Annotated in this window: 7 protein-coding genes and 3 pseudogenes; 8 read left to right on the forward strand and 2 right to left on the reverse strand. The window is 44.4% G+C overall.

The genetic code is table 11. The features are described from left to right. Window positions 1-233: 233 nt before the first annotated feature. A complete protein-coding gene (fabD, locus tag DXA15_RS10640) occupies window positions 234-1115 on the reverse strand; it encodes an ACP S-malonyltransferase (protein WP_128134002.1) in 882 nt (293 codons plus the stop codon). Between the two features lie 140 nt (window positions 1116-1255). Between fabD and DXA15_RS10645 the strand changes: the two genes are divergently transcribed. The 3 genes and pseudogenes from DXA15_RS10645 to DXA15_RS10655 all read left to right on the forward strand — a co-directional run bounded on the left by DXA15_RS10645 (window position 1256) and on the right by DXA15_RS10655 (window position 4632). Further along, window positions 1256-1450: a twin-arginine translocase TatA/TatE family subunit gene (locus DXA15_RS10645; protein ID WP_007652767.1), complete on the forward strand. Its 195-nt coding sequence runs from the start codon at window positions 1256-1258 to the stop codon at window positions 1448-1450. A 5-nt stretch (window positions 1451-1455) separates the two neighbouring features. Then, on the forward strand, window positions 1456-2313 hold the full coding sequence (gene tatC, locus DXA15_RS10650; RefSeq protein WP_128134003.1) for a twin-arginine translocase subunit TatC: 858 nt from the start codon (window positions 1456-1458) through the stop codon (window positions 2311-2313). Window positions 2314-2416: 103 nt separating this feature from the next. Next, window positions 2417-4632 (forward strand): annotated as a pseudogene (locus DXA15_RS10655) (GH92 family glycosyl hydrolase). 209 nt (window positions 4633-4841) lie between these two features. Here DXA15_RS10655 and DXA15_RS10660 read toward each other — a convergent pair. Further along, complete coding sequence (locus tag DXA15_RS10660) at window positions 4842-5705, reverse strand: esterase family protein (RefSeq protein ID WP_128134004.1); 864 nt, start codon at window positions 5703-5705, stop codon at window positions 4842-4844. A gap of 137 nt (window positions 5706-5842) precedes the next feature. Here DXA15_RS10660 and DXA15_RS10665 point away from each other — a divergent pair, with 137 nt between their 5' ends. From DXA15_RS10665 to DXA15_RS10685, 5 genes and pseudogenes are all read left to right on the forward strand, one after another. Beyond that, a complete protein-coding gene (locus tag DXA15_RS10665) occupies window positions 5843-8104 on the forward strand; it encodes a cation:proton antiporter (protein WP_128134005.1) in 2262 nt (753 codons plus the stop codon). A 103-nt stretch (window positions 8105-8207) separates the two neighbouring features. Then, window positions 8208-9023 (forward strand): DUF5032 domain-containing protein, encoded by an 816-nt coding sequence (locus DXA15_RS10670; RefSeq protein WP_128134006.1) that lies wholly within the window; start codon window positions 8208-8210, stop codon window positions 9021-9023. Between the two features lie 172 nt (window positions 9024-9195). Continuing rightward, window positions 9196-10361 (forward strand): annotated as a pseudogene (locus tag DXA15_RS10675) (alginate lyase family protein). A gap of 48 nt (window positions 10362-10409) precedes the next feature. Beyond that, window positions 10410-11654: a glycoside hydrolase family 88 protein gene (locus DXA15_RS10680; RefSeq protein WP_128134007.1), complete on the forward strand. Its 1245-nt coding sequence runs from the start codon at window positions 10410-10412 to the stop codon at window positions 11652-11654. Between the two features lie 467 nt (window positions 11655-12121). Continuing rightward, window positions 12122-14587 (forward strand): annotated as a pseudogene (locus DXA15_RS10685) (glycoside hydrolase family 2 TIM barrel-domain containing protein). Window positions 14588-14766: the final 179 nt, after the last annotated feature.

Below are 14766 nucleotides of genomic sequence, written 5' to 3' on the forward strand. Positions count from 1 at the left end.
AAAGAAAATCCGTTGTTTGAGCGTAGCGAGTTTCGGATTTTCGAGTGGAGTCTTTCACCGAAGCAGTGAAGCCGGTTGAGCCTTGATCGGTTACCTTTCTTATCAAGAGAAAAGTAACATTCACTTTTGATAAATATTGAATTATTAAGTATATCGTAGAAGTCATATTTAAGAATAAAAAAAGGTTGGCAATATTCTTTTGCCAACCTTTTTTATATACATGGATTTGTAGCTTATTGCATACCTTCCGTAGTCATTTCTTTATTGATTTTCTTGACTAATCCTTGCAGTACGGCACCCGGTCCTAATTCGATGAAATGGTCGGCACCGTCGGCGATCATGTTCTGAACGCTTTGAGTCCAACGAACCGGAGCTGTCAGCTGGGCGATCAGGTTGGCCTTGATGGTTTCAGGATCGGTTTCACCTTTTGTGCTTACATTCTGGTAAACAGGGCAAGAAGGTTTGTGGATCGGAGTCGCTTCGATAGCGGCAGCCAGTTCGGCACGGGCCGGCTCCATCAACGGAGAGTGGAATGCACCGCCCACCTTCAACTTCAATGCACGTTTTGCACCGGCAGCCAGCATCTTTTCGCAGGCAACGTCGATACCGGGGATTGAACCGGAGATAACCAGCTGACCCGGACAGTTGTAGTTTGCACAAACAACTACTTCGTCTGTAATACTTGCGCAGATTTCTTCAACTGTTGCATCCGGCAAAGCCAGTACGGCAGCCATCGTAGAAGGAGTGGCTTCGCAAGCTTTCTGCATAGCCATGGCACGTTTGGAAACCAATACCAGACCATCTTCAAAAGATAGTGCTCCGGCTGCAACAAGTGCAGAGAACTCACCCAGGGAGTGCCCGGCTGTCATATCCGGTTTGAACTGGTCGCCTAAAGTTTTAGCGAGGATAACCGAGTGTAAGAATATGGCAGGCTGTGTAACCTTGGTTTGTCTCAGATCTTCGTCTGTTCCTGCGAACATCAGATCTGTAATGCGGAAACCGAGAATTTCGTTTGCTTTCTCAAACATCTCTTTTGCAAGGGGATTGTTATCGTAAAGGTCTTTTCCCATTCCGACAAACTGTGCACCCTGACCGGGAAATACATAAGCTTTCATCTTTCTAATCTTTTTCTAATTTCAGTTTTTTAAGACGGTGCAAAGGTAATAAATTTAGAATAATGGAGTGACTATTCGTTACAAATAGTATCTTTGCCCCTATTAAAAGGAGAATATTAACGACTAATATTTATAATATCATGAACGAATTACTATTTTTAGGAAATTTAGGTACAGGCGAAATCGTTATCATCGCTATTGTTGTGTTGTTGCTTTTCGGTGGAAAGAAAATCCCTGAACTGATGAAAGGTATCGGTAAAGGTGTGAAGAACTTTAAAGACGGTGTAAAAGGATTAGAAGACGACATTAAGCTGGACGACAACGATAAGAAGTAGACGAAATGGAAGAATTGGAACAAGATGAAATGTCCTTCTGGGACCACCTGGAAGAACTTCGTTGGACTTTATTCCGTTCTATTCTGGCGCTCTTTGTTTTTGCTATCGGTAGTTTTGCTTTTATGCGTGATCTTTTCGATCACGTTATTATGGCTCCCTGCTATGCTGATTTTATTCTTTATCGTTGGTTGTGTGAACTGAACAAGTGGCTTATTGATATTAGTCCGTGGTTTGATGTTTTACCTGATTTCTGCAATGATACTTTTCATGTAGATATAGTAAATATCAAGCTGGCATCTCAGTTCTTTACTCATATGACTACCTCATTCTGGCTGGCCCTTGTATTGACTTTCCCTTATCTGATGTATGAGGTATGGAGATTTATCAGTCCGGCTTTGTATGAGAACGAAAAGAAAAATATCCGCTGGGTATTCTTTTTCGGAACGATTATGTTTTTCCTGGGATGTGCCGTAGGTTATTTTATGGTGTTTCCGATGACTCTTCGATTTTTGGCAACGTATCAACTGAGTGCTAATATAACCGAACAGGTTTCCCTGGATTCGTATATGGATAACTTCCTGATGCTGATCTTTGTGATGGGGATTGTTTTCGAAATGCCGTTGGTATCGTGGTTGTTGTCGAAGCTGGGATTGCTGCACAGAGGATTTTTCCATAAGTACAGGCGCCATGCCATTGTGGGATTGCTTGTTGCCGCAGCATTTATAACACCAAGTAGCGATCCGTTTACACTGAGTGTCGTGTTCTTCCCGCTTTACGGTTTGTACGAATTAAGTGCATTCTTTGTAAGAAAACCGCCGGTAGAAGAACCGGATGAAGAGGACGAAGAAGAAAATGAAGGTTAATAAACCATAGACATTGGAATTTAGTTATAGAAAGAGACGTACATTGTTTAAATGTTACGTCTCTTTTTGTATATTTGTCAAGACTTAAACAATTTATAAACAAATGAGGCACATCACTTTATTGGCGGTCTCCTTGCTGGCTTTGATGGCCTGCACGCCGGAGAAACAACAGGAGGCGGATTATGCGCAGTATGTTAATCCTATGATCGGTACTGATTTTACCGGGAATACTTACCCGGGAGCACAGGCTCCTTTCGGTATGGTGCAGTTAAGTCCTGATAACGGGTTGCCCGGATGGGACCGTATCTCAGGCTATTTTTATCCGGATACGACGATTGCCGGTTTCAGCCATACGCATCTTTCCGGTACCGGGGCAGGAGATTTATATGATATTTCCTTTATGCCGGTGACCCGTCCGTATAAAGAGGCTGAAGCACCGCTGGGTATTTATTCCACTTTTTCACATAATGACGAGGCTGCTTCGGCCGGTTATTACCGGGTGTTGCTGAAAGACTATAATATTAATGTCGAATTGACGGCTACCGAACGCTGCGGTATCCAGCGTTATACGTTCCCGAAGGCGGAAGCCTCCGTTTTCCTGAATCTGAAGAAAGCGATGAACTGGGATTTTACGCTTGATTCTTATATCGAGGTGGTCGATTCCGTTACTATCCGCGGTTACCGTTTTTCACAGGGATGGTCGCCCGACCAGCATGTCTATTTCCAGACCCGTTTCTCCAAACCGTTTGTTGCTTACCATATGGATACAACGGCGATTGTGACGAAGGATAAAGGCCGTATCGGTACAGCCTATGTCGCCCGTTTCGATTTTAATACGGAAAAGGACGAAGAGATTCTGGTGAATACGGCTATTTCGGGTGTGAGCATGGAAGGTGCGGCAAAGAACCTTCAGGCAGAAGTGCCGGTCAACGATTTTGACCGTTATCATACGGAGGCTGTTGCCCGCTGGAACAAAGAATTGTCGAAGATCGAAGTGAACGGCAATAATACAGATGACCTGGTTAAGTTCTATACCGCCATGTATCATACGATGATCGCCCCGACTATTTTCAGTGATGTGGACGGCTCGTATTATGGTCCGGATAATCAGATACATAAGGCTGACGGTTGGAATAATTATTCGACCTTCTCTTTGTGGGATACTTACCGGGCAGCCCATCCGTTGTACACTTATACGGACCCGAAACGTGTGAACGATATGATTCAGGGTTTCCTGAAATTCTACGAACAGAATGGCGCCCTTCCTTTGTGGAACCTGTATGGGCATGAAACGAATATGATGATCGGTTATCACGCTGTTCCTGTGATTGTGGATGCTTACCTGAAAGGTATCAGTACTTTTAATCCGGAACTGGCTTTACAGGCATGTGTTGCTACGGCTAACCGGGATGATTACCGGGGTATCGGGGAGTATAAGAAGTTGGGATATGTACCGGCTAACAGTGATCCGGAAAAATGGGAAACTGGTCGTTGTCCAAAACAATGGAATATGCTTACGATGACTATTGCATTGCCCGTATGGCGGAAAAGATGGGAAAGAAAGCGATTGCGGATGAATTCTATAAACGTTCACAGAACTATCGCAATGTCTATAATCCTGAAACGACCTTTATGCAGCCGCGTGATGAAAAGGGTAATTTCGTAACTCCGTTCAATGCGAAAGATTATACGGAAGATATCTGCGAAAGTAATGCATGGCAGTATTTCTGGTATGTTCCGCAGGATCTGGACGGCTTGATCGGTTTGCTGGGCAGCAAGGAGCGTTTCACGGAAAAGCTGGATAGCATGTTTACGTATGCTCCGGATGCGAAAGAAGACCTGCCAATTTTCAGTACAGGTATGATCGGACAATATGCGCATGGTAACGAACCGAGCCATCATGTTATTTATCTGTATAATAAGGTGGGACAACCCTGGAAGACGCAGAAGTATGTGGCTCAGGTTTTGCATGATTTGTATCTGAATGCGCCGGATGGTATCTGTGGTAATGAAGATTGTGGACAGATGTCGGCCTGGTTCGTTTTCAGTGCGATGGGATTTTATCCTGTCGATCCGGTAGGCGGACAGTATGAGATAGGAACACCTTTGTTCCCGGAAGTAAAAATGCATTTGGCGGATGGTAAAGTATTCAAGATTTTAGCTCCGGGAGTAAATGCGGAGAATATCTATATCCAGTCAGTCAAACTGAATGGCCAGCCTTACGACAAGAGCTATATCACCCACGACCAGATCATGAGCGGCGCAACGCTTGAGTTTGAAATGGGAAATCAGCCGGGTCCGGTTTGGTATAAGAAATAATGAGTTGATGGGCAATAGTTCCATTATAGAAAAAATGAGCCAATATGCCAATTTAGAAATAATTGAACTTAATGTATCAAGTTTCTATATGGTCCACAGATGACACAGATAAAGCAGTAGCGTGCCTTCAGGCGCAAGAATGTGAGTATGTAATTGTTGTGCATAGTGGGGCGCACCGGTATGTTCTGGGGGTATCTTGGTACTGATTACTATTGATCCCTCCGGAATGCTCCGCTGACAAATTCCAGGACGTTGGGTAATGCCGTACGCCAGTATAACCAGGTATGTCCGCCGCCTCTGACACGAAATTCATGCTTTATCCCTTTCTCCCGCATGATCTTATGGGCCTGGAAATTACCATCCAGCAGACCGTCCTGGTCTCCGCAGTCGATGTAATAACGGATGCGGGGCAGATCCTTTTTATCCAGTTCGGAAAGCATTTTTAAGACGCTGTTTTTGTGCCAGTAATCCAGTCCGGGACCGAACAGGCGGGCGAAGAGGTCTTTGTGGGATTCGGCCTGGCGGCGTTCCATCACGCTGTCGTCGAAAATAGCGGCGCTAAGCGGGGCACAGGCGGAAAACATATCCGGATGATGCAGGGTGTAAAGGAACGAACCGTAACCTCCCATCGACAGTCCGGCGATGGCACGGAACTCTTTGTTACTGCGGGCGCGGTAGGTCTTTTCGATATGGGGAATCAACTCTTCAAAAAACATGTCTTCGTAGGGTACCTTCCCATCGTATTGGTTGATATACCAGGTATCCCAGGCATCCGGCATGACAACGATCATAGGCACGGCCTGGTCGCTACAGATGGCGCGGTCGGTAATTTCCTGCATCTGCCCGGTTTGTATCCACATGGTTTCATCATCGGTATAACCGTGCAGCAGGTAAAGCACCGGATAATAACGTTCGGAGCTGTTGTATCCGTCCGGGAGATAGATCGAGTAGGAGACCTCTTTTCCTAACTTTTTACTTTGGAACTTGACCGATTCATGAACGGTACTTTGCGCGAATCCTGCTAAATTAAAACAGAAACACAGAACAAGAAAGAGAATAATCTTGTTTTTCATATACTAACAGATTTAAGTAAATAGATAGATGTTTTTATTTATTTCTAGCAAAGTTAGAAAAAAGCATTGGCTGTACTTGATAAAATACGGAAAAATGTTATTTTTGTTAGCTAACAGATTAATCAATAATATAGTGTATGTCGCATTTACCTGATTTGATTTCCGATCTTGCATTGATTCTTATATCCGCAGGGATAATTACTTTATTATTTAAATGGCTGAAACAACCCCTGGTGCTGGGGTATATCGTCGCCGGTTTACTGGCCGGGCCTTATGTACAGATTTTTCCTACGGTTGTAGACGTTGAAAATATTAATTTGTGGGCGGAGATGGGAGTCGTCTTCCTGCTGTTTGCCCTGGGACTTGAGTTTAGTTTCAAAAAGTTGATGAATGTCGGTTCTACCGCTTTTATTACAGCGATGACCGAGGTGATAACGATGCTGATCGTTGGTTATCTGGTCGGGCATCTGCTGGGATGGTCTACGATGAATTCCATATTTCTGGGCGGGATGCTGTCGATGTCGTCGACAACGATCATTATAAAGGCTTTTGATGACCTTGGCTTGCGAAGCCAGCGGTTTACGGGGATTGTGTTCGGGACATTGGTCGTCGAGGACCTGGTTGCCATTATTATGATGGTCTTGCTTTCAACGATGGCGGTGAGCCAGGAGTTTGCCGGGGAGGAAATGATCGGTAGTATCCTGAAGGTCGCCTTTTTCCTGATTCTCTGGTTTCTGGTAGGTATATTTATTATTCCGGCTTTCCTGAAAAAGGTGAAGAAGCTGATGAATGATGAAACGTTGCTGGTTATTGCATTGGGCCTGTGTCTGGGAATGGTGGTGGTAGCGACGAAAACGGGTTTCTCGGCTGCTTTGGGGGCTTTTATCATGGGGTCTATCCTCGCCGAAACGATAGAGGCGGAGCGCATCGAACATATTATCAAGCCTGTCAAGGATTTGTTTGGCGCCATCTTTTTCGTGTCGGTGGGCATGCTGGTCGATCCGGCTGTCCTGGTGCAATATGCATGGCCTGTCATTCTGATCACGTTGGTGACGATCGTGGGGAAGGCTTTCTTTTCGTCTTTCGGAGTACTTCTGTCCGGACAACCGCTGAAAACATCAATTCAGTCGGGTTTCAGTCTGGCTCAGATCGGAGAATTTGCCTTTATCATTGCGGCTTTAGGGGTGTCGTTGAAGGTACTCGACGAGTATGTCTATCCGATTATCGTTGCCGTGTCGGTGATAACGACTTTTACAACTCCTTATTTTATCCGTTTGTCGGGACCGTTTGCTGAGTGGCTGTACAAGGTGTTGCCGGATAAGACGCGCGATTTTCTGGACCGCTATTCTTCCGGAACGAAAACGATCAACCATGAAAGCGACTGGCGTAAGCTATTAAAGATTTATGTAGGAAAGATATTGATTCATTCGGTGTTGCTGACGGCTATTTTGTTGCTGTCTACCCAGGTTATTTATCCGTTGCTGGTAGAAAAATTTCCGGCGATGGAGATGTGGGGAAATATTATTATGAGTGTACTGACGCTTCTCCTGATGGTACCGTTTCTGGCCGGATTGGTGGCGAACAAGAATAATTCGCCTGAGTTGTTTATGAGCCTGTGGAAGGATAATAAATATAATCATGGGAAACTGGTGGCGTTAGTGTTGTTCAGGGTATTCGTCGCCATTTTGTTTGTTTCAATCGTATTGATCAAATATTATCATGTGCAATATGGCATCGGAGCTATTATTGCAGTGGGAGTCCTGATCCTTGTTATTCTGTTCCGCCGCGACCTGAACCAGTATTCTAGGCTGGAAGCCCATTTCCTTACTAACCTGAACCGTAGGGAAGAGGTCGACCGGAAACGTAATCCGTTGAAGGCGAGTTTTAATAATCAGTTAAGTGATAAAGATATACACCTGGCCGTAGTTCCGGTTTCCCCTTGTTCTCCCTATGCAGGGAAAGCGCTGTCGGATTTGCCGCTTAGGAAGGAGTTTGGAGTAAGTATCGTAGAGATCATCCGTGGTGATCATAAAATCTATATCCCCGGTGGTTCCGATCATATTTATCCGCAGGATAAGGTGGTTGTGGTAGGAACCGACGAACAGTTAAAAGCCTTTCAGGCTAAGCTGGAAGATCAGGAGAACGGTTCCGATTGTTCGGTCGGGCAGCCGAAAGAGGTTACGGTCAATTCGTTTGTTGTCGATGACAGTTTTCCGTTCCTCGGACAAAGTATCATGCAGTCGAACGTAGGCCGGCGGTACAACTGCCTGATTGTTGCGATCGAACGTAACGGGGATTCGCTGATGACGCCGGATAACGATACGGTGTTCGAACCGGACGACCTGGTCTGGGTAGTGGGCGATAAAAATAAGATACAGCAGCTGATAAAAGGGGAGTGAATCCATGTTATTAAAATGTAGAGATTACTTAAAATTGGTTACATCTGCCTTTATTTTGCCAAATGTTTTACTTTTGTGAGGTTGAATAGTAAATGTGGAAGAGATGAAAAAGTATGTATTCTTATTAGTGGTAATGGCTATTGGGTTGTTATCGTGTGGTGATGATGATAAGCCCGTTGTTCCGGAGTTGGATAAACTGTCTCAAATCGTTTGTACAAAGAACGGGACGGATGTGGTTTTTTTCGTTAATGTAAAATACACCAATGAAGGAAAGATTGCTTCATTGGATTTTGTCAAAGGTAAAAATGTTCCGTTTATATATGTGGATAATAAGATAACGATGGTCAATCCCAGCGATGATATTGAGCGGATTGAGTATCTTATGAGCGGAAATGTCATTGTACGGAAATCTATTATGAAGGATAACCCTTTGAATAAAGAGGTCTATACAAGTGATGAATATAATTATAAATATAATGGTGCTAGTTTGGTTAGTGCAGCACGAATAATGAACTGGCCGGTAGAAGATGGCAGCGGCTATAAATCGGAGACATTCGATAAAGAAGAGGCTTATACCTGGGAAAATGGCAATATTACCTTATTTACTCAGGATAAGAAAAGAATAGAATATACATATAGTACGGCTTTAGCTCCACGTAATTTCCCATGGCGTGTAATACCTTCTTTTAATCCGGTCGGTTTTGATGCCTTATCACCGCTCAATCTATTTTATGGTAATCAGAGTAAGAACTTGCCGGAATCTGCTTATTACTACAATATTTCCGGTCAGGATGATACGACTGTGAATTATACATATCATTTTACAACTACCGGTGATTATATTACTCGTATGGTTGTACGTGAAAAATCCAGTGATTCGGCAGAAGAGAATACATATGAATATGCGTTTTTATACTAGATAACGGATAGAACGGAATATTTTAAATTTAGAATGCGATTATCTGTCGGTATTGTATAATTATCTCATCAAATGTCATTTTTGTAATAAATCTGCAAGCTTTTGCGATAATATTAAAAACCGGAAAGAGATGCTTGGCGTAATTTTGGACAGAAAATAATCTGTCTATGCCATGAATCTAAAATTGTTATTATTAATTTCTGCAACAATACTTGTATGCTGCCGTTGTTCTGACGGAACGCGGTTGCAAAAGCGGGTATCAGATTTGTTACATACGGAAATTATAACCCGGGGAGACCTGGCTTTAACACAAAAACCTGTCACCATTACTTCTTTTGTCGCTGAGAGAAGTGCCGGAGGGGTACACGATTTTTATTCGGAAGGTGATTACTGGTGGCCTGATCCGGTTAATCCGGACAGTGCTATATCCGGCGTGACGGGGAAACGAATCCGGAGAACTTTGTTGCTCATCGCCATGCAATGATCCGTTTCAGTTCGATTGTAGGAGACTTGACTTCTGCCTGGATCGTGACGAAAGATGAGAAATATATTGTACAGGCATTAAAACATATCCGTGCCTGGTTCATTGATCCGGAGACACGGATGAATCCCGATCTTCAATACGCCCAGGCAATAAAAGGAATTGTTACGGGCCGTGGAATAGGAATAATCGATACTATTCATCTGTTGGAAGTCGTGCAGTCACTGATCGTAATGGAACAGGCCGGTTTGCTTTCCTGTGAAGATGCCGTTGCTACCAAAGACTGGTTTTCCAACTATTTATACTGGCTGACGAACCATCCTTACGGAAAGGATGAGATGAATGCCAAAAACAACCATGGTACCTGCTGGGTGATGCAGGCGGCCCAGTTTGCAAAGTATACCGGGAATAGAGAGGTGCTGGACTTCTGCCGCGAACGTTATCAAACAGTTCTGTTACCGGGACAGATGGATACGGATGGTAGTTTTCCGTTGGAATTGGCGAGAACCAAACCGTACGGATATTCCCTTTTCAATCTGGATGCTATGGCAACAGTGTGCCATATCCTTTCCGATGATACAAATAATCTCTGGCAATATACAACGGAAGACGGACGGAATATGCAGAAAGGGGTGGCCTGGCTGTACCCCTATATAAAGGATAAGTCTGCGTGGCCGTTTGAAAAAGATGTGATGTATTGGGATGAATGGCCGGTGGCGCATACAGCTTTGCTATTCAGCGTCTGCGATACGCCTGATGAAAATTATTTCTCCCTTTGGTCGGAGTTGGAACATTTTCCGGAGAATGATGAGGTGATACGGAATTTTCCTCTTCGTCATCCGCTGTTGTGGCTGTGATTATTCTGTTTTAGTTATTATTGATTTATCTTATTTAGTTGAAAGAATATGAAATTCAAAACTCCTATTTTTCTGTTACTGGCTGCTATGGCTTCCTGCGGAATCGAGAAACCCGATCTGGTTCAGGAGAACTTTGCTTTTGCCGGAACACAATTCAAACAGGCTTTTGTCGAGATGGATGCTGCCCGTTGTGCGGAACCGAGACAAAAGCAGGAATTACGTGATAAACAAAATCTGGGCCCGTTGGCCAGTCCGCGTAATGTCGAACCGGATGGTACGTTGCATATGGTTATTTCCCGCGACTGGACGAGTGGATTTTTCCCGGGTGAACTTTGGTACATGTATGAATATACCAAGGACGATTTCTGGAAAGAAAAGGCGCAGCAGCAAACAGCCTTGATCGAACGTGAGAAAATGAACGGCGGAACGCATGATATGGGCTTTAAAGTCTATTGCAGTTTCGGAAACGGTTACCGGCTGACGGGGGATGCGGCTTATAAGGATGTTCTGTTACAGGCTGCTTATACCTTGACTACCCGTTATAAAGAGGGTGCGGGGATAATCCGTTCATGGGACCATAGCCGGGATAAATGGGATTGTCCGGTTATTATCGATAATATGATGAACCTGGAACTTCTTTTCTGGGCGTTCAGGACAAGTGGTGATTCTTTGTTTTATAATGTAGCTGTAAATCATGCCCGTACGACAATGAAGAATCATTTCCGCGATGATTACAGTTCTTACCATGTGGTTGACTATGATACGATTACCGGAGCAGTGCTGCATAAACATACGCATCAGGGATATGCACATGAATCGGCCTGGTCGCGCGGACAGGCTTGGGGACTTTACGGATATACCGTGTGTTACCGTGAAACGGGTTTGCCTGAGTTTTTGGAACAGGCGAAGCATATAGAAAATTATATCTTTTCCAGTCCGACATTGCCCGAAGACCTTGTTCCCTATTGGGATTTCAATGCTCCGGGAATACCCAATGAGCCTCGCGATGCTTCTGCTGCAACTGTTACAGCTTCCGCTTTATATGAGTTAAGCATGTATGATCCGGCTAAACGCCAGGATTATGTTACAAAAGCAAATACAATCCTTGAGAATCTGTCAGCAAACTACCGTGCGGCAGCCGGCAAAGACAGAGGCTTCTTGCTATTGCATAGCACAGGTACTAAAATGCACAATGTGGAGGTGGATGTCCCGATTGTATATGCTGATTATTATTATCTGGAAGCCCTCCTCCGGAAACAGAAACTGGAGAAGGAAGGAACAGCGATATTGTGAATTTAGAAAAAATTGAATCATCTGTTTATTGACTGGTTGTAACTGTCTCCCCTCTTGAGAGGGGGTAGGGGGTGTGTTAAAGCCAGTCAATAAAACAAGCCTTGTAACAGGTTTATTTGTCGTCTGCTTCAGCTGACGGATTAGTAAGTGGTCTATCTCATTGGACTTTAGTCCCATTTCTTACAGTTTTCTATCTAGGAGAAATGTGGCTGAAGCCAAAAGAGAGAAACAACTTGTAAACCGTTAGCTGAAGCAAACGGCAAATGAACCTGTAATAGTCAAGTGACTCTGATTATGGTGGTTGTATGGCGGGGATATGACACACCCCCTTCCCCCTCTCGAGAGGGGAGCCAGGTACAACCAGTTGCTATAAACAAACACTCATATTTGATAAATTCTGAACTAACCAATCTTTGCATTGGTATATCTTTATTGATAATGGTTAACTAATATAAAACGAATAAATAATGAGAAACATTCTTTTTTCCTGTCTTTTCCTGTTTTGTTGCTTTTCGATGGCAGGGAAAGTACCTTCTAAACAAAAAATACGATTAACGGATAACTGGGAATATCTGAAAGGTGATCTGGGCGGAATCTGGGAAGCCGTGCGCCCTGCTTCACAGGGAAGTCCGGAGACGGTTCCTGTCTGGCAAAAAGTCACTCTTCCCCATTGTTTCAATGCGGAAGATGCCGTAGATCCCGATGTGAATTATTATCAGGGACCGGGTTGGTATAAAACACTGCTGAAAATTGATAATCCCTATGCGGATGGCCGTATCATATTGGATTTTGAAGGAGCGGGACAGAAGACAAAAGTATATGTTTATACCACATTAGTCGGAGAACATACCGGTGGTTACGACGGTTGGAGTGTCGATATTACGGAAGCCGTGAAGTCATTTATGGCGGATGATAAGCAGGTGAAGCGTTTCAAAGGAAAAGTACCTCTGTCTATCCGTTGCGATAACTCGCGCGATCTGGAAATGATCCCGTCCGATTTGTCTGATTTTAATCTCTACGGAGGTCTGTATCGTTACCTGAACCTGGTTTATCTTCCGAAAGCCTCTTTTGAACAGATTCGCCTGGAACCGGAACTTTCGGCAAATCGGAAAGAAGGTTCTGTAAAAGTCAAAGCCTCTTTCTATAATCCGGCAGATATACGAAAGGCGGATGTGACTGTCTCTGTATATGATGCAAATCGCAAACAGATATTTACTCAAACGATAGAAAATGTTCAGCCTCTTGGCAATCAATTCCTGACGGAAGTAAAAGTGAAAAACCCCGTCTTGTGGGACGTGGATTCTCCCAACCTTTATACTTGCGAATTGACTATAAATACCGACGGACAGACATTGACAGCGGAAGAACGCTTCGGTTTCCGTCAATTTGAATTTCAGGAAAAAGGCCCGTTCTTCCTGAATGGCCGGCGTCTTTTGCTTCAGGGAACGCACCGCCATGAAGATCATGCCGGAGTAGCCAGGCAATGACTGAAGATATGATGCGTACGGAAATGCAGCTGATGAAGGATATGGGTGTGAACTTTATCCGTCTCGGACATTACCAGCAATCAGATATTATCCTCCAACTTTGTGATTCTTTGGGTATCCTTGTCTGGGAAGAAATCCCCTGGTGCCGCGGAGGTCTGGGAGGTCCGGTATATAAGGAACAGGCCCGTCGTATGCTAGCTAATATGATCGATCAGCATCATAATCACCCGGCCGTTATTATCTGGGGTCTGGGTAACGAAAATGATTGGCCCAACGATTTCAGTGAGTTTGATAAAGGGGCTATCCGTACTTTTATGAAGGAATTGCATGACCTGGCTCATCGCTTGGATGATACCCGTATGACGGCCATCCGCCGCTGTGAGTTTTGTAGTGATATTGTGGATGTTTATTCTCCTTCTATCTGGGCCGGATGGTATCGTGGGGTATTTACTGATTATAAATCCGTTTCGGAACAGGAGATGCAGAAGGTAAAACGTTTCCTGCATGTGGAGTGGGGAGGAGACAGCCACGCCCGCCGTCATTCAGAGAATGTATTTGCCAATCTGAAAGGTATTGAATCCGGCAATGGTGCCGACGAACGTGCCGGGGATGCTTCCTTATACGGTGGCGCCGCCCGTGCATCGAAGGATGGCGACTGGTCGGAAAGTTATATTGTCCGCCTGATCGACTGGCATTTGAAAGAGCAGGAAACAATGCCGTGGCTGACTGGGGCTGCTTACTGGCCGTTCAAGGATTTCTCAACTCCTGTTCGTCCCGAAAATCCGGTCCCGTATGTGAATCAGAAAGGGGTAATAGAGCGTGATTTCACTCCGAAAGAAAGTTATTATGTCTTTCAGTCATACTGGACGACCGAGCCTATGGTACATATTTACGGACATAGCTGGCCGGTGCGCTGGGGTAACCAGGGAGATCGCAAAGAAATATTGTCTATTCAAACTGCGACGAGGTGGAGTTGTTCGTGAACGGTGTCAGCCAGGGAGTGAAGAAACGCAACAGTCAGGATTATCCGGCGGCCGGACTGCGTTGGAATTGTGTATATGAAGAAGGAAAGAACGAGATTCGTGCTGTGGCCGTAAAAGGAAAGACAAAGATTACGGATGAGATCAGCCAGGAATATCAGACGGCAAAATGGGGAGAAGAAGCCTCTGCTACATTGAATATTGTGTCTCGTGAAGGTGACACGGTGCTGTTGGAGCTTTGCTTTACGATAAGGAAGGCGTTCGTTGCCTAGATTCAAAGAAATATCTTGAATTTGAACTGGTAGGTGATGGAACATTGATTCAGAATCAGGGTACATCTACCGGCAGTCGTAAGGTCCAGGCCTATAACGGCAGGGCTCGCATCAAAGTAAATCTGAATAAAGGAAAGAGCATAGTAGCCGTTAAGTCAGAGGGGATACCGACTGTATTTATGGAAATACAGTAAATCTGATTTATAAGGAGGTTATTTGAATCAGAATTGAATGTTACTTTTCTCTTGATAGAAAAGTACAACAAGATCAAGGCTCAACCGGCTTCACCGGAGCGGACGTTCACCCGCTTAGGATGGCCGATACCGATACTTATAGAACAAAGACTTTCTGGATTTAACAGGTGGTATCGGCA

The organism is Parabacteroides sp. AM58-2XD, assembly GCF_003463685.1.
GTDB classification, from domain to species: domain Bacteria; phylum Bacteroidota; class Bacteroidia; order Bacteroidales; family Tannerellaceae; genus Parabacteroides; species Parabacteroides segnis.